14 protein-coding genes are annotated in these 15,974 nt (G+C 46.6%); 10 read left to right on the forward strand and 4 right to left on the reverse strand.

Going from position 1 to position 15,974, the window contains the following annotated elements; all coding sequences use genetic code 11:
* Positions 1-42: 42 nt before the first annotated feature.
* Complete coding sequence (locus MKY35_RS08035; protein ID WP_342446079.1) at positions 43-1,107, reverse strand: HD-GYP domain-containing protein; 1,065 nt, start codon at positions 1,105-1,107, stop codon at positions 43-45.
* Between the two features lie 317 nt (positions 1,108-1,424).
* On the opposite strand from MKY35_RS08035, the gene MKY35_RS08040 reads away from it, so the two are divergent.
* The 7 genes from MKY35_RS08040 (at position 1,425) to MKY35_RS08070 (ending at position 8,118) form a co-directional block, all read left to right on the forward strand.
* A complete protein-coding gene (locus MKY35_RS08040; RefSeq protein WP_342446080.1) occupies positions 1,425-2,879 on the forward strand; it encodes a bifunctional UDP-sugar hydrolase/5'-nucleotidase in 1,455 nt (484 codons plus the stop codon).
* A 1-nt stretch (position 2,880) separates the two neighbouring features.
* Positions 2,881-3,993, forward strand: coding sequence for an HD-GYP domain-containing protein (locus MKY35_RS08045; RefSeq protein WP_342446624.1), 1,113 nt, complete (start codon positions 2,881-2,883; stop codon positions 3,991-3,993).
* A gap of 97 nt (positions 3,994-4,090) precedes the next feature.
* The gene (yfkAB, locus tag MKY35_RS08050) at positions 4,091-5,221 is read left to right on the forward strand and encodes a radical SAM/CxCxxxxC motif protein YfkAB (protein ID WP_342446081.1); all 1,131 of its coding nucleotides are present in this window, start codon (positions 4,091-4,093) and stop codon (positions 5,219-5,221) included.
* Between the two features lie 16 nt (positions 5,222-5,237).
* The gene (locus MKY35_RS08055) at positions 5,238-6,587 is read left to right on the forward strand and encodes a hemolysin family protein (protein ID WP_029516594.1); all 1,350 of its coding nucleotides are present in this window, start codon (positions 5,238-5,240) and stop codon (positions 6,585-6,587) included.
* A 240-nt stretch (positions 6,588-6,827) separates the two neighbouring features.
* The gene (locus tag MKY35_RS08060; RefSeq protein ID WP_029516595.1) at positions 6,828-7,052 is read left to right on the forward strand and encodes a spore coat associated protein CotJA; all 225 of its coding nucleotides are present in this window, start codon (positions 6,828-6,830) and stop codon (positions 7,050-7,052) included.
* A 1-nt stretch (position 7,053) separates the two neighbouring features.
* Positions 7,054-7,503, forward strand: a complete 450-nt coding sequence (locus MKY35_RS08065; RefSeq protein WP_342446082.1) for a spore coat protein CotJB — start codon at positions 7,054-7,056, stop codon at positions 7,501-7,503.
* 45 nt (positions 7,504-7,548) lie between these two features.
* Entirely contained in the window at positions 7,549-8,118 is a 570-nt protein-coding gene (locus MKY35_RS08070; RefSeq protein WP_029516597.1) for a manganese catalase family protein, read from the forward strand.
* Between the two features lie 248 nt (positions 8,119-8,366).
* Here the strand turns inward: MKY35_RS08070 and MKY35_RS08075 are convergent, their stop codons facing one another.
* Positions 8,367-9,437, reverse strand: a complete 1,071-nt coding sequence (locus MKY35_RS08075) for a glycosyltransferase (protein WP_342446083.1) — start codon at positions 9,435-9,437, stop codon at positions 8,367-8,369.
* 432 nt (positions 9,438-9,869) lie between these two features.
* On the opposite strand from MKY35_RS08075, the gene MKY35_RS08080 reads away from it, so the two are divergent.
* From MKY35_RS08080 to MKY35_RS08090, 3 genes are all read left to right on the forward strand, one after another.
* A complete protein-coding gene (locus MKY35_RS08080) occupies positions 9,870-12,686 on the forward strand; it encodes a bifunctional glycosyltransferase/class I SAM-dependent methyltransferase (protein ID WP_342446084.1) in 2,817 nt (938 codons plus the stop codon).
* Between the two features lie 25 nt (positions 12,687-12,711).
* A complete protein-coding gene (locus MKY35_RS08085; RefSeq protein WP_342446085.1) occupies positions 12,712-13,374 on the forward strand; it encodes a class I SAM-dependent methyltransferase in 663 nt (220 codons plus the stop codon).
* Positions 13,375-13,458: 84 nt separating this feature from the next.
* Complete coding sequence (locus MKY35_RS08090) at positions 13,459-14,160, forward strand: HAD family hydrolase (RefSeq protein WP_340884918.1); 702 nt, start codon at positions 13,459-13,461, stop codon at positions 14,158-14,160.
* Positions 14,161-14,263: 103 nt separating this feature from the next.
* Here the strand turns inward: MKY35_RS08090 and MKY35_RS08095 are convergent, their stop codons facing one another.
* Both MKY35_RS08095 and MKY35_RS08100 read right to left on the reverse strand, forming a co-directional pair.
* Positions 14,264-15,466 (reverse strand): YheC/YheD family protein, encoded by a 1,203-nt coding sequence (locus MKY35_RS08095; protein ID WP_342446086.1) that lies wholly within the window; start codon positions 15,464-15,466, stop codon positions 14,264-14,266.
* Complete coding sequence (locus MKY35_RS08100; protein ID WP_069011207.1) at positions 15,448-15,963, reverse strand: GNAT family N-acetyltransferase; 516 nt, start codon at positions 15,961-15,963, stop codon at positions 15,448-15,450. Before MKY35_RS08100 ends, MKY35_RS08095 begins: the two co-directional genes overlap by 19 nt.
* Between the last annotated feature and the right edge of the window lie 11 nt (positions 15,964-15,974).

Raw genomic sequence — 15,974 nt, forward strand, 5'->3', positions numbered from 1 at the left:
ACATTTCGTTCCACCGAAGTAACGCCGGGAGGCAGTAGCGGATCAGGATTCCAAATAAATTTCATCAATGGATACATGGCGTTCCCTAGACAAATCTACATATTCATCATCGTTAATTCTTACTAAGGGTCTGAAGTAATCAGCAGGATTGTTCAGAATTATCGTTCCTGTCTGACCTGTAGTCAACAGAACCTGCTTATTAATGAAATTAGGAAGCATGTGTCTGATGAACACTTGGGTAGCTTCTGGGTTTAGATGTCCAAAACTCATGCTGTGCAGCTCGCGTAATACGGTGAGTAGCTCCTGCTTCGTTTGATACACACGATTGGAAATCATCGCGCTATACACGTCGGCAATAGCTGTTATGCTGGCAAAAGGATGAATTTCTTCCTTGAACAGACCATGGGGATATCCACTTCCATCTTCACGCTCATGATGCTGTAAGGCGACAATTGCAGAAATCTCATCGCTGGTTGAATTGCGAATAATATCATAGCCATATAGCGAATGTTTCTTCATTTCATGAAATTCTTCAGGTGTCAGTTTATCCGGTTTGTTCAAAATTTCATCGGGTATCATGGACTTGCCTATATCATGTAAATATCCAGCTTTACCGGCGGCATATGCTTCTTCTTCCGTATATCCAAGCCATGTGGCAATGTAATATGACAGTACGCCTACTTGGAGAGAATGATTATAGGTATAGTGATCTCCCCGTTCCATAATTAACAGCAGAGATACGACATCTTTTTGACGAGCCAGCTCTGAAACGAGAGGGCCGAACAGCTCATCAACTCGATATTCATCAAATTTTCCAGTTGAGGAAGCTTCGAGAAACATGCTTTCAAAGCCACTGATCGTCTGCTCCATGAGAGGAACGGCACGTTTGAGGGACTCGGGGGAAGCTGGAACATCGGGGGCAAAGTCAACCGGAATGCTCGCAGAACCGGCATCAATGTCGATATAATCGACACCGTGCATAATGAGCTTGGAAATATCGTCATGCTGTAGCTCGGTGCCCTGAACCATGACAGGTACACCGTGCCCATTGTATGTATCGGATGTGAGGCGATCTCCTGGCTTGGCATCGGTAACGTGTACTCTCATGCGCTAACCTCCTTATTGTCGTAAATTTGTCGAAAATACGAAACAAACTTAATATATCAAGAATTATATGGGATGACAACGACTAATTTACTATTATTCCAAGCTGTAAAATAGGTCCCAGGGACCCGATTCCTATCAGATACCTACAGTAGATAACGTCAATACTTTTCACTATGTTTGTAATATGAGATTGCCCAGAGACTACAGCGAAGCTTAAGGACTATGTCCACCCATATGTACCATATTGCTAAATAACATGATATGCTTAAACATTAGAAGCTCCAAAGTCGATATATAAAATATAGAGGAGGGCGGTTATGGAGATGACGACTCGGCAAACGTTGACCATTTTGCATACCAATGATATCCATAGTCATTTTGGCAGTATGCCTTCGATAGCCGCGATGATTAATGAACGAAGAGCTGCATTAGGGGATGCGCTACTTGTGCTTGACATAGGAGACCACATGGACCGGATGGCCCCCGAAACGGAAGGAACGCTAGGTGGGGCAAATGTGGATGTGATGAATCTAACAGGATATGATGCCATTACGATCGGTAACAATGAGGGACTGACTTTTACCCCGGATATGATTGAACAGGCATATGCGGGCATTCATTGTCCGGTCATATGTGGCAATATGACTGAGTGTGCCACAGGGATGAGTCCTGCGTGGATGAAGGAATACCTTATCGTAGACAAAGCAGGAATCAAGGTCGGTTTACTCGGTGTGACGGCTCCTTTTGTAGAGTTTTATCAATTGCTGGGCTGGGATGTGCTCAATCCGTTTGATGTGCTGGGGAAGCAGATCGCGGCACTGAGAAAGCAGGTTGATGTTTTGGTCGTGATGTCGCACCTGGGTCTACCTTCCGATAAAAAGTTAGCGTCGCAATTTCCTGAAATTGACGTTATCCTTGGAGGTCACACCCATCATGTGCTGGAGGAACCGCTTTGGATCGGGAAAACAGCTTTATGTGGGGCGGGTAAGTTCGGAACGCTGCTGGGTGAAGTGACGCTAAGTCGTAACAATAGCCTCGAACCGTTTCGAGTCACGTCAGGCGGTGTAGTTCCTGTGGATCTGACAATACTGGACGAAAAAGTGGCATCGGCCATTGTGGTGCATCGCAGACAAGCAGAGCGCGCCATGGAGAGCACGGTTGCTGTGACGGATCGGAAACTGGAGATCGCATATGATCAGGAATCCCCTTTCGGGAATATGCTGGCACAATCGGTGTCCCATTTTACAGGAACAGAAATTGCCCTCGTCAACGCGGGACAACTGCTCGGCCCATTACCTCAAGGGGATATCAGCAAAGGAATCCTGCATTCCTTATGCCCTTCACCGATTAATGCCTGTGTTATGAAGTTGCGGGGGAGCGATATTCGGTTGGCGCTGGAGCAGTCCTTGCTGTCTGAATTTGCGGACAAGCCTATGACGGGCTTTGGCTTCAGAGGCAAAGTGCTCGGTACGATGTGTGTGGATGGCTTGGCTATTCAGTATGACCCTGGCCGTGCTCCTTATGAAAAAGTAACGGACATTCGTGTAGCAGGTCAACCTTTGGAAGAGCATGAGGAATACACAGTGGGCACGTTGGATATGTTCACTTTCAAAGCAGGTTATGAGGTGCTTGCGAACGGAACAGATCTCCGATTTATGCTTCCAGAATTTTTACGGGATTTGATTGAAATGGAGTTGAAGCGTCCGGGCGCGATGGAAGAATGTTTTACAGCTAGGTGGCTTCAGGTATCAAAACAATCGGGAGAGGATTAAGCTGCGACTGGTACCTATTACATTATTGAGAGCCGGCATGAAGCTGGGCAAAAAAATATACAATGAAAATGGAATGGTGCTGCTCTCGGAAGGTGTTGAGCTTACTTCGCGATTGATTGAACGTCTAGGCCAAGTCGGTATTGGATATGTATACATTGAGGATGCTGTGACAGAAGATATCGTCATTCCTGAGATGATCCATGAACAGACAAGGGCGGCGGCGCTACAGGAAATCAAAAAGCAATTTCAAGGGTTGTCATCCTACTCCGTAGATCATAAGCACAAATATTTTGGCAAGTCATTTTATAAGGTGATGGAATCTATTCTGGACGATATTGGAGGCCGGCAGGACGCCGTCATTATGTTGATGGATATTGGGGCCGCGGATCAGGATTTGTATCATCATTCTTTGAACGTATGTCTATATTCACTTGTACTGGGAATTTCCAACGGCTACGATAACAATCAGCTGATGGAGTTGGGAATAGGTTCACTACTGCACGATATCGGTAAAATGAAAATTTCACCTCAAGTACTCTATAAGCCGGGCAAATTGACCGAAGAGGAATATGAGCATATGAAAACACACACGGTGATCGGCTACAAGCTGCTTAAAGACGAACCTGGAATTCCCTTGTTGTCGGCTCATTGTGCATTACAGCATCATGAGCGTATTGACGGCAGCGGATACCCACACGGTTGGAAAAAGGACCAGATCCACGAATATGCGAAATGGATCGGCCTGGCAGACTCGTACGACGCAATGACAGCAAGTCGGATATATAAGCAGGCTTTGTTGCCTTATGAGGCGATGGAAGTGCTGTACGCCGGGGCAGGAACGTTATATGAGCAGCGAATGCTAGAAGCCTTTCGTGACTGTGTGGCTATTTACCCCTTGGGACTCTCTGTGGTGCTCAACACGGGGGAAGAGGGGGTCGTGGTGCGTATACATTCCAAAATCCCGCAAAGACCCGTCATTCGCATTGTAAGGGACCGGGATGGGCAGGAAGTGAAAGCACCTTATGATGTGGATTTGTCCATATCCCTCTCGGTTATGATTACAAATACATTGGGTGCTACTGTGGCCCCTTTCGGAGGAGTACACGTAGATTAGCAGATGATGTGGAAGAAAGCATGCAGACACTTTACACATCATGATATGATAATTATACGTCTTTTGAGGTTAATAATAGAAATAAGGTGAAAACATAATGACAGTTCTACAAAATAACACGCTACCCCAAATATCGCCAACCTATGATCCGTGGGACCCGATTGTCTCATTGCGTACACATGGTCGTCATTTGCTTACGAGTGTGGAAATGACCGTAACGCATCTGTGTAATATGCGCTGTGAGCATTGCGCTGTTGGCGACATGCTGGTTATGAAGGAGGTCCCTTTCCTTCCGTTAGACCTAATGCTGAAGCGTCTGGATGAAGTCGAGCATCTGGAGACCATCAGTATTACAGGCGGGGAACCTGCTTTGCTCGATAAAACAGTGGATGAAGTGATCGTTCCACTGTTGAAATACGCCAAAGAGCGCGGTATTCGCTCGCAAATCAACTCCAATCTGACGTTAGATATTCGCAGATATGAGAAGATGCTTCCTTATCTAGATGTGATGCATATTTCGTTTAACTATTTGAATGCGGACGATTTTTATGAAGTGGGTTTTGCAAATACAGGCCGGCCGACCCCACGTGCGGGTGCTGTTCGCCTGTATGAAAAAATGATCGAGAATGCCTGCAGATTAAGTGAAATGGGAATGTTCATTTCAGCTGAATCCATGATTAATTATCGGACACACACGAAGCTGGAGGGCATTCATCAGTTGATCAACGAAATGGGATGCCGACGGCATGAGGTTCATCCAATGTATGCGTCAAATTTTGCCTCTGCTTTGCCTGTGCTTTCACTCGACGACATGCGGAACTCTATCCATAAGCTGCTGGATGTACGTAATCAGGACATGTGGATGTTGTTTGGCACATTACCGTTCTTTGCTTGTTCGGATCGGGAAGAAGACCGCAAACTGCTTCGCCGCTTGCGTCAGGAACCGAATATTACGGTGCGTAATGATCCAGACGGAAGAAACCGTGTGAATGTGAATATGTTCACGGGTAGCGTGTATGTGACGGATTTTGCAGACATTCCGGCTTTCGGCAACATTCAGGAAGACAGTCTGGACGATATTTTTGGTGAATGGCTGAATGAGCATCCGCTGAATCAGACTGTGAACTGTCATTGTGATGCCGCTGCCTGTTGTGGACCGAACCTGCTCGTAGCGGATATGTACTACAAAGGAATAGACTTTAAATCAAGAAAAGCATTACAACTATAGAAATGGGGAGTTCGTATTGGATGGTCATACCGAGTTTCATTGGGGATTGCTAGCTGTGAATCTCCTCTTGGTACTGCTGCTTGTCTTTCTAAATGGTGTATTTGTGGCCGCAGAATTTTCGTTGGTCAAAATGCGCCAATCCCGATTGACGCAGCTCCAAAGCGAGGGTCATCGCCTGGCAGGCTATGCGCTGAAGGTGAACCAAAGGTTGGATGCTTATCTGTCCGCCACCCAATTGGGCATTACGCTGGCTTCATTGGGTTTGGGTTGGATTGGAGAGCCAGCAATATCCGGCTACCTGATAGAGCCACTCATGCACAAACTCGGTGTAACTGACGGCACCCTGATTACAACGATATCCGTTGTCGTCGGATTTTGCGTAATTACCTTTTTGCATATTGTATTGGGGGAATTGGCTCCCAAGTCTTTAGCGATTCAGAAGACTGAAGGTGTGGCGTTGTTTTTATCGGCGCCTTTGCTGCTTTTTTATAAGGTCTTTCTACCTGTGATCTGGGTATTGAATGCTGCGGCAAACTTGCTGTTGCGTGCATTCGGGATTCAGCCGGCGAGTGAAGCCGAAGCGGCTCATTCGGAGGAAGAGATTCGTATATTGATGAATCAGAGCGCCAAAAGCGGTGTGATTGATAAGGACGAAATTAAGCTGATGGATAATATTTTTGATTTTTCCGACTTGCTTGCACGTGAAATCATGCTGCCGCGTACAGATATGGATTGTTTGTATACGAATTTGTCGTTTAAGGAAAATCTCAAGATTATCAGCGAGACCAAGCATTCCCGCTACCCGGTAGCGGTTGAGGATAAAGACCAGATTATCGGTTTTGTCCATATCACGGATCTTCTGCTAGCTGAGCAGGGGGAACAACTGGATCTGGCTTCGGTGGTACGTCCTATTTTGAATGTGCCGGAGTCTATGGAAGTGAGCCACGTGCTACGCCTTATGCAGAAAAAACATTCCCAAATGACTCTCGTGGTAGATGAATACGGCGGAACGGCCGGGCTGCTGACAGCGGAGGAAATTTTGGAGGAAATCGTCGGGGATCTCTATGATGAGTTTGAGGATGAACGCCCAAGCGTGGAAATCAAGGAGAACTTCATCTCTGTGGACGGTCGTATGCTCATTGAGGATGTCAATGATTTGACTGGAGTAAACATTGAAGACGACGAGGTAGATTCCATCGGAGGATGGCTGTTTAAGGAATTGGAAGGCATTCCGGTGAAAGGGAAGAAAATTGAGTTTTATAACCTTACCTTCGAGGTGGAGGAAGCAACAAGGCTTCGCATAATGAGAGTGAAGATTCACCGCAAGCCTGAGCCTGTGATTGAAGATGAGCTTTCTACCGATTGAGTCCTGATTCACATAGATAGGTAAGATCAGTTCAGGTATGTAAGTTATTATAGTGTGCTGAAGCAAGAACCTTTAGATCCACGTTACCGTGGTTTTAAAGGTTCTTTTTGATTAGAAATAGTTCTATAGTTATTTTTTTTGAACAATTATTTTTATCTGTGATTTTTTGTTCGAGACTTGGGCGATGCGGCATATGTTGAATAGTAAAGCAGATGGATCAACCAAAGGAGGTCCCGGCCCGTGAAATTTCCACAGCAAGGTGAGTATGCCCCGTTTGTCGGTCCGTTCGATCCGTGTCCGCCCGTTCTGTGCAAGACTTATGTGCTTCCGCCAAACTTGTTTGTGCAATTTCAGCCCCCTGGTCTACCGCAATTCAGTCCAGATGAGGCGCTGACGAAGGGAACGCTATGGCCTTTGCTTTACAGCCCTTATGAGCCTAGAAGAAACCAGGGGGGAGGCGAATAGAATGGAGAATCCAAATCAGGGTCAGTCCCCATTCCAATTCCAGCAGCAAAATCAGCATGAGAGTGGACAGCAACAGCCGAATCCATATCAAAGCCCTTATTCAAATCCGTATCCATACCAGAACCAGTATCAGAACCAAACTCAGGGCTATAGTCAAGCCGGAAACCCGACCCAAGGCTGCACGCCCCAAACCAAGCCGGGGGATGCCCAGTTTTATGCGTTGCTGGAGAAGCTCCAAGCGGTGGATTTTGTGTTGGTGGAGCTGAATTTGTATCTGGATACGCACCCAGATGATTTACAGGCCATCGAGCAGTTCAATAAGCTGACGCAGGAAAGAACGGCGATTGCTAACGAGTATCAGATGCTATATGGGCCTTTACAAAATTTTGGTCGTGCCTATTCCAAGTATCCTTGGGAGTGGAGTCAATCCCCTTGGCCGTGGCAGGTCTAGGCAGGTACAACCTTTTAACAATCTTTTATAAAGGAGGGGACATGAATGTGGGTATATGAGAAGAAACTGCAATATCCCGTACGTGTCAGCAAATGTGATCCTCATATGGCCAAACTGCTTATGGAGCAGTATGGTGGAGCGGATGGCGAGCTGGCAGCGGCATTGCGCTATCTGAATCAGCGATATACGATTCCCGATAAGGTGATTGGTGTACTGAACGACATAGGCACGGAGGAATTTGCGCATCTCGAGATGATTGCGACTATGATTTATAAGCTGACCAAGGATGCGAGCGTGGAGCAAATGAAGGCTGCCGGTCTGGGTGAATATTATGCGGCACACGACCATGCGCTATATTATCAAAACGCTGCTGGAGTTCCTTTTACAGCGGCTTATATTCAAGCCAAAGGCGATCCTATTGCTGATCTATATGAGGACATAGCGGCAGAGGAAAAGGCTCGAGCTACATATCAGTGGCTGATTGATCTGACAGACGATGTGGATTTGCAAGATAGTCTGAAGTTTCTACGTGAACGTGAAATAATCCATTCGCTCCGTTTCCGTGAGTCAGTGGAAATTTTGAAGGGGGAAAGAGACCGGAAGAAAGTGTTCTGATAAAATGATATACGAGGTCTCTTGGTGAGCTTAAGCTTGCAGGAGACTTTTTTCTTTTGAAGTAATCTAAGCTAATGAAATGGTCGTTCCCGAAGAGCGGCAATGGGCATTTATATATAAGAGGGGATAAAAATAAAAGCCCCGAAAAATTGCAGGCTGTCCGCCGGGTATCGTGCCGAGCACATATCGGCATGATGACTAAGGTCGGCTACATTGAACGACCTTTCCCCGGCGCGTCTTTCTCATCCCTATTGCTTCAGTTGTGCGAAATACTTCTCGTTATATAGAACACTTGGATGAGTAGGGTGGTGCAACTGAGCTATGCGATGATGCGATTTTGCCTTTTCGATGTCACCGATTCGGTCGTAACACAGGCATAATTGCAAGTGTGGAAACCAGGTATAGTACGACGAATTGGTTAGGGCCATCACATCTTGTGGAGGCTCTATCAACGTTGCCTGGTGAAACCAGTAAATGGCTTGAGTATACTGTTCGTCTTCAATCAACAAATTGCCAAAGACACAGCAGAACTGGGCGCGTGGTACATCAAGGTTAAGTGTGCGAAGCAGAGCCATACGCTGCTCCTGTTTTTGACCCTGGTGGGCGTAGCAATCCGCTAGCTTAAAGCAAGCAGCAATCCGATCCTCAATCCATCCTAGATCGAGTCCCAAATAGTGTTCGTACTGCTGGATGGCTTCTAGTATGCGTCCATTATCATATAGTTCATTAGCGAAGTAGTAGTGATCTCGCTCAGAAAATGCAGTGCCTTGCTCCCGATGCTTAAGATATATATGCAAATTACGATCAGTGTAGGCACGTGTCTTTTTATGAGTCACCGCTATATTACTGTGAAAGGTGCTGCCAGTCACATGCAGGAATTCGTGCACAAAGCCGATCCATCTGAATCTTCGATCACGCCGCACAATTCGGTTTCTTTTGAGCTTATACAACGGCTGTCCTTGTTCATCTACAGACAGCACATAATCCATCGTAATGCTGTCATAGGAGAGGTTGGCTTGTTTTTTCCAGTTGAGAAATGATATTCGGTCTTTTTCTTCCAGTATGTCATCAGCATCCAGCCAAAATTGATATTCTTGCGTTGCCTGATCAAACGCATAATTGCGGGCTGCGGAGAAATCATCGCACCATTCAAAATGGTATACCCGAGCATTGAACGATGCAGCGACCTCTTGGGTACTGTCAGTGGAACCAGTATCTACGATAATGATTTCATCTACCAGGTCATGGACTGATTTCAGACAGGTATGAAGGGCTTCTTCTTCATTTTTGACAATCATACATAAGCTGACAGTTACCATGCTCTTTGTCCCTCCCAAAAAACTTGGTATAATCTCCATTTTATTAGGATAGCTTGCTCATTATGTAGTAATTCCGAGGGCTCGTTGAGAGGATGGTGATAATCATAAATTCAGTCTTGCTCTAATAAATTAGAAAATCAAAGTCTGATATGAGGGGGAGGAGATTGTGCAAAATTCGATATTATCAAGTGCGACCGGGAAATAAATTTGATGGCTAAATGTAGTTAGAAAACGGGTAGAAAACTGAAAAAGAGTAGTTGTTTGGATGGTAAGATTGTATTTTTGTATGGATGTCGTTTTCATTGATATTTCCAGGTGCAAGTCCATTCATACTACGCTCACTCCCATATCGCTCGGTTGCAATTATGGTATGCCTTAGGATATGGAGGGGGGAACGGTTATGAGGCTTCTGCCTGATGGAGGCGTTGAATCATGCGTATACTAATCGGTAGCCCGGTGCACCAGAAACCGGAAATATTGTCTTTATTTCTTCAAGCTTTAGAGCGACTGGAGGCACCTGATGTGCTGCCCGATTATTTATTTGTCGATGATAATGACAATCCGACTTCAAGCCAATGGCTTGCCGATTTTTCCAATCGGCTGCCGGGCAGGGTTTTGCCCTTGTTAACAGGTCCACAGCAAGTGGAGAACCGAAGTGATGAGCACACTCATTATTGGCCGCCAGCCCTCGTCTGGAAAGTGGCCGACTTCAAAAATCGTCTTATTGATTATGCACTTCAGCATAATTATGACGCGCTGTTTTTAGTCGACTCAGACCTGATTCTCCATTCCCGTACCTTATGTAAGCTGGTGGAGGCGGAGAAGGATATTGTATCTGAGATTTTCTGGACACGCTGGCAGCCGGAGGGGCCTCTATTGCCTCAGGTGTGGGTTAGTGATGAATATAATTTGTTCCATCGTGAAGAAGGCGAAGTGTTGTCGGCAGAGGAGCGAGCGCAACGCGAGTTGCATTTCATACACCAAATGCATGTTCCTGGTTTGTACGAAGTGGGGGGGCTAGGTGCTTGCACCCTAATCCGCAGACGTGCACTGGAAGCAGGGATTCACTTTGGTAAAATCAAAAACGTTTCCTATTGGGGAGAAGATCGACATTTCTGTATTCGGGCAGCTGCATTTGGATTTCCACTTTTTGTGGATACACACTATCCGGCGATGCATCTGTACCGGGAAGCGGACAGAATGAAGGCAGAGCAGCTACTATTCACCCTAAATTATTTTACAACGAGCGCTGTTCATACGGACCAATCAGAACATTTAGCATATCTAAATCACTCCGATACTTCTACTAACTCTCCTGCCTTCAATCCTTCTGCATCATCAAGTCCATCTAAGTTCCCTGAACCTCCTGTTATACCGTATGACCTCCGTGAGTCAGCTGTCTTTGCCAAGTACACGGCAGATTCTTTTGTTATACCACAAACGTTCCCTGGTCCACGACAAAGTGAACTTCATACGCCGCCTGTCTCCAAACCCAAATTGACGCTGACCATGACGGTTTACAATGAGGCAGATCGCAAGCTCATTGACGTGCTGCGGAGTCATCGGGAATATATTGATGAAGCGGTCATTATTGATGATGGCAGTCAGGATGATAGCGGAGAGTTGTGCCGTGAGATCCTAAAGGGAATCCCATTGCGTTTAATACGCAATGAAACAGCTTCTTTTAGCAATGAATTAGAGCTGCGTAAGCAGCAGTGGAGAGAGACGTTGGCTTCTTTTCCGGAATGGATATTAAATATGGATGCTGACGAAATGTTCGAATCCCGTTTTGCTCAAGGGGTACATTCTTTGTTAGCGGGAACGAAAGCGGATACGATTTGTTTCAGGTTGTTTGATATGTGGAATTCCACGCATTATCGCGATGATGATTATTGGCAGGCTCATCAATATTACCGTCCTTTTTTAATTCGATATAAGGCAGGGTTCTCTTATAAATGGAAGGAGCAGTCCTTGCACTGTGGGAGATTTCCCGAAAATGTGCTTGACCTTCCCAGTGAAATCAGCAACTACCGCATCCAGCATTGGGGATGGTGTACACCTGCTATTCGCATGGCCAAATTTCAGCGATATCAGTTACTTGACCCAAGTGCTCGTTATGGCTGGAAAGAGCAATATGAATCTATTTTGGACCCGAACCCCCGACTCACGCTTTGGGTAGATCAGGACAACATAAATGGAGAAAAAGAAACTGCACCAGAGTATGAAGCTACCCATGATGTGAACGCCATGGATGTTGCCGAGATTTCGAGTGTCCAGGTTATGAATAATTCCGGTCTACAAATTAAAAGTGAAACAAAGGACGTATTTTATAGTAAATGCAAACTGTGTGGTTCGTCTGACACGGGAGTATTTCATAGCTATGAACGCTTTACCTTGATGGGGTGCGGTTCCTGTGGCTTGGTTTTTCGTAATGATGTGGATCATATACAGCCGGAGGATATGATTGCAGAGATTTATAATGCCGATTGGGTTGCTATGCGGGATAGTGCAGCAGCGTCAACTTATGGGGATCATGCCCTTTTTGGACTCATGCTACTGGATATGTTCAGTTCCGGTAAAGGAAAATTGCTTGAGATTGGATCAGGTACCGGAGAGTTTATCCATGCTGCCCTTCAAGCCGGCTGGGATGCAGTGGGTATTGAACCTTCCATAGACTCGCGTGCTTACGCCAAACACAAATATGACGTGGATTTATTGCCGGGTTACTGGAACGGTGAAACCGAAGAAGATACTCAAACCGAAGAAGCATGTGATATGCAGGAATTGAATGAAGCACAAGAAATGCAAGAAGCAGAAGAAGATACTGAATTACCACTGGATCACAAATACGAGGCCGTAGCATGCTGGCATGTGCTGGAGCATATTGCGGACCCTGTTGCTTTTTTAACAGATTTACGCGAACAGCTTCAACCTGACGGGACGTTATATATTACAGTGCCCAACAAAAACTCGTTCACCAATGAGGCTTATGGTGTTTATTCACCTTTATTTACCGAGGAAGATCATTTATATCATTATTCTGAGCATACGCTGGCGCTCTTACTGGAAAAGTCTGGATTGCGCTCGGTGGCTTTGTTTACCCGCCAGCTTCCCTCTGGTTTGGATGCCTTGCTGCAAGCCCATCCTTTGTACGGTGATCTTGCCTTTACGGAGCAAATGGGATTGTTGGCCAAACTTCAAGGCGAGAAACGGGGTCATGAACTGTGCTGTGTTGCAAGAGTAATTTAAATCTCTCCAAAAGGAGGCAGCATCCATGAACATGTCTGACCCGTATCTGTCTCGCTTTTTTGTATATTCTGATCCCAACTCCTCCAGCATGATTTACAGGCTCCCCCAAAGCTGGTGGAGTCGCCCCTATGAGTATGAGTGGTGTCTTCAATTTATGTCCGGTCAAGATTCGGTGCTGGACGCAGCGTGTGGAATTCCACATCCATTCAAATTTGAGTTGGCCCGCCGTTGCGCTCAGGTCTATGCTTGCGATCTGGATATACGGATCGTTTCCGTGGATGCCATTTTGGCCGAGGTGCGGCGGGATATCGGAGAAGAGGCTGCCGAGCGCATTCAGGAGATTTTACCGGTTCGGCTCCACTCCGCACATGCCAATCTGACGGCTCTGCCCTATGAGGATGCCATTTTTGACAAAATTGTATGTATTTCAGTGCTGGAACATTTAACACCTGAGGAGTCTTTGGCAGCCTTACATGAATTTCACCGGACCTTACGCGATGACGGAATGCTTCTGCTGACGTTTGATTACCCTACAGTGGATCTATCAGCGATGGAGCAATGGATAGAGCAGGCGGGATTTTCGTATTGGAATGGTGTGGATCTCAACCTTCCAAGGGGTGCCTTACACACGGATATGTGGGGTGGTTTGCATTGTTTCAGGACTGTTTTAAAAAAATATAAGAGTTAGCGGTATGCGCAATGAGGTTTACACGGACCTCTCTTATTGCTTATCATGAGAGGGGTTAGAGTTGTAAACCTACATAGGAAAGGAATGACTGATAACTACATGAACAATGCACCTGTGTTGAAGAAACCTGAGGCTATGGTATTTGATATGGACGGTACACTTTTTCAGACGGAGACGCTATTGCTTCCTGCGTACCACAAGCTGTTTGATACGCTGCGCGCCGAAGGGCTTTATGAAGGAGAGACTCCTCCCGAGGAGCTTATTTTGAATAGTTTGGGTATGCTGCTGGATGAAATCTGGAGAAGAGTGATGCCGGAAGCCAGCGAAGCGGCCCATAGAAGAGCGGACGAGCTGCTGCTTCAGCTGGAACTGGAGGGATTGAAGAGCGGAAGTCATGCCCTGTATCCACATGTAAAAGAAACACTCCAGGCCCTTCATGAGCAAGGTGTCCGATTGTTCGTAGCTAGTAACGGTCTGGAGGACTATGTAAAGGGGATCGCTGCTGCGTATGAAATGGTTCCCATTTTTGAAGGACTGTACAGCGCTGGGGAGTACAGCACGCTTTCCAAAGTGAATTTGCTGGAAATTCTATTGAGCAAGCACGATATTTCGAACGTATGGATGGTAGGAGATCGTTCCTCAGATGTGGAAGCAGGCAAAAAGAACGGACAGACGGTGATCGGTTGCGCTTATGCGGGATTTGGTGTGGACGATGAGTTGAAGGGGTCTGATGCGATTATTACGGACTTTACGCAACTGCTTACACTTTATAAAAACGCTGAGTAACTGTGAAACACAGGTTATTGGTTATAAATAGGCTCGACGCACCATATAATTAAACATGCTGGTACTGTCGGGCAGATGAAAAAAAGAAAGGAAGGCAGCCACTTTACGCGGAGCCTTCCTTTGTCTTATTCTCTGTCTTATTTTCTGTCTTATTTTCTGCTTTATCTTCTGTTTTATCTTCTGCTTTGTGGTCAGCCTGAGGCTTTGGATTAATTTGTGTGTGGTAGACCCACAAGGCATATTCCATGGGCTTGGCGATGGAGCGGCGATAGGTTTCTTTTTCACCAATACGCGAAAAGACCTCACGGGCTGGCTTCGGGTTGACTTCCAGCACATATATATGACCGTGCTTATTAATTGCCAAATCGAGTGCAAGCTCACACAATGCCCCGTAGCTTTCTTCCAGATACGCAGCGATGTCCAGTCCGAGTTTTTCCCCTTGCTTGATGATTTTCTCTCTATGGCTTTCATCACGAATCCATTGCGTTAGCAATTGGCTCATCGGTACTGCCTTGCCTCCACCATGCAGGTTGGAAGTGACACTCCGATGCGCCCCGATTCGCCCGGCGCATCCGGTTAGCTCCCATACTCCTTGGCTATTTTTCTGTACCAGCATACGGTAATCATGGACTCTGCCATTCGGCAACTGCACAGGAATGCCTTCCTGAACAATGTAGTTATCCATGTTCCAGCTGCTCAGACGCGGCTCCAGACGGTCTAGACGTACCCGCTGTTGGGGAATGATATGGCGTTTGCGATTGCGGCCCTCAATCAGATACAGGCCTCCTTGCTTGTTAACAGGTTCAATACGTAAAATACCGCGGCCTCCCGTACCGTTAATCGGTTTGAGGTACACTAGTGAATTCTGTTTGAGCATCCGTTTGACACTATGAAATCCACTGAACAGCTCTGTTGCAGGCAAATGGGGGCGAAAGGCAGACCTTCTCGCAAGCTGCTGATGAATGACCCATTTGTTACTCAGCGGTCGGTTTAAATATACAAGGTCTGTGTATTGCAATCGGAACTGCTTCAACTGACGATATCGCTCACTGCGCTGTACCCGGCAACGGTCGAAAATCATGTCTGGGAACTCTCGCCACTTTCGGCTCCATTTTCCGCTGTGTGGATCATAGATTTGGGCAAGGAGCAGCCTGCGATCCTTATGGACATCCGCAGGAGTGAATACATACATATCCAGTCCCAGCCGTTTCCCTTCTGCAATCATGCGCTCATATATGTCGCGTTCCTCTAATTGCTTCTTGTTGTTCAAATACAAAGTCATGATGCCTAGGACAGGTTTTGGCACAGCATTCCACCTTCCTCTGCCGTCTGCTTATCTTGGGATAACTCTCCGTGAAATATCAGCGTGGGTTTCCCGGTTGGTCCAGTCGTCATTTCATGCGCAACAAGCCCAGCGCGGAAACAGGTTTTGAGACTGGACATATTGTCGGCGGCTACGCTGCACGTCAGACGGCGCAGCTGTTTGAGCTGGGCGGACAGCAGTCTAGCGCCCAGTCTGCGGCCCCGGTAAAGCGGACGAACAATTACGATGCAAGCATCCTCCCCGTAATTCAGAGCGAGGGAAAATCCGGCAATCCGCAGCCCCTTCTCCGTGCGCACAAATGCACACAGGAGGGAGGAGCCAGGGGTGTTCAATTGCTCGGGCGTTAAAACGGCCAACTGCCGCAGAGCATTACGAGTAATGCGCATGCCCCCTGAGCTGCGGGCCAAAAACAGCAACTGTCGTCGTCTCAGCAGCCAGCTCCGGGCAGGCAAATGTTGAACATCGCTAATTTGCGGCATGATTCCACTTC

Origin of the sequence: Paenibacillus sp. FSL L8-0638, from assembly GCF_038593075.1 — a bacterium.
GTDB classification, from domain to species: Bacteria; Bacillota; Bacilli; order Paenibacillales; family Paenibacillaceae; genus Paenibacillus; species Paenibacillus polymyxa_D.

Coding starts and splice junctions, on each gene's coding strand:
- MKY35_RS08035 (WP_342446079.1), bottom strand. CDS start 1,107: ATGAGAGTACACGTTACCGATGCCAAGCCAGGAGATCGCCTCACATCC.
- MKY35_RS08040 (WP_342446080.1), top strand. CDS start 1,425: ATGGAGATGACGACTCGGCAAACGTTGACCATTTTGCATACCAATGAT.
- yfkAB (WP_342446081.1), top strand. CDS start 4,091: ATGACAGTTCTACAAAATAACACGCTACCCCAAATATCGCCAACCTAT.
- MKY35_RS08065 (WP_342446082.1), top strand. CDS start 7,054: ATGGAGAATCCAAATCAGGGTCAGTCCCCATTCCAATTCCAGCAGCAA.
- MKY35_RS08070 (WP_029516597.1), top strand. CDS start 7,549: ATGTGGGTATATGAGAAGAAACTGCAATATCCCGTACGTGTCAGCAAA.
- MKY35_RS08075 (WP_342446083.1), bottom strand. CDS start 9,437: ATGGTAACTGTCAGCTTATGTATGATTGTCAAAAATGAAGAAGAAGCC.
- MKY35_RS08080 (WP_342446084.1), top strand. CDS start 9,870: ATGCGTATACTAATCGGTAGCCCGGTGCACCAGAAACCGGAAATATTG.
- MKY35_RS08085 (WP_342446085.1), top strand. CDS start 12,712: ATGAACATGTCTGACCCGTATCTGTCTCGCTTTTTTGTATATTCTGAT.
- MKY35_RS08090 (WP_340884918.1), top strand. CDS start 13,459: ATGACTGATAACTACATGAACAATGCACCTGTGTTGAAGAAACCTGAG.
- MKY35_RS08100 (WP_069011207.1), bottom strand. CDS start 15,963: ATGCCGCAAATTAGCGATGTTCAACATTTGCCTGCCCGGAGCTGGCTG.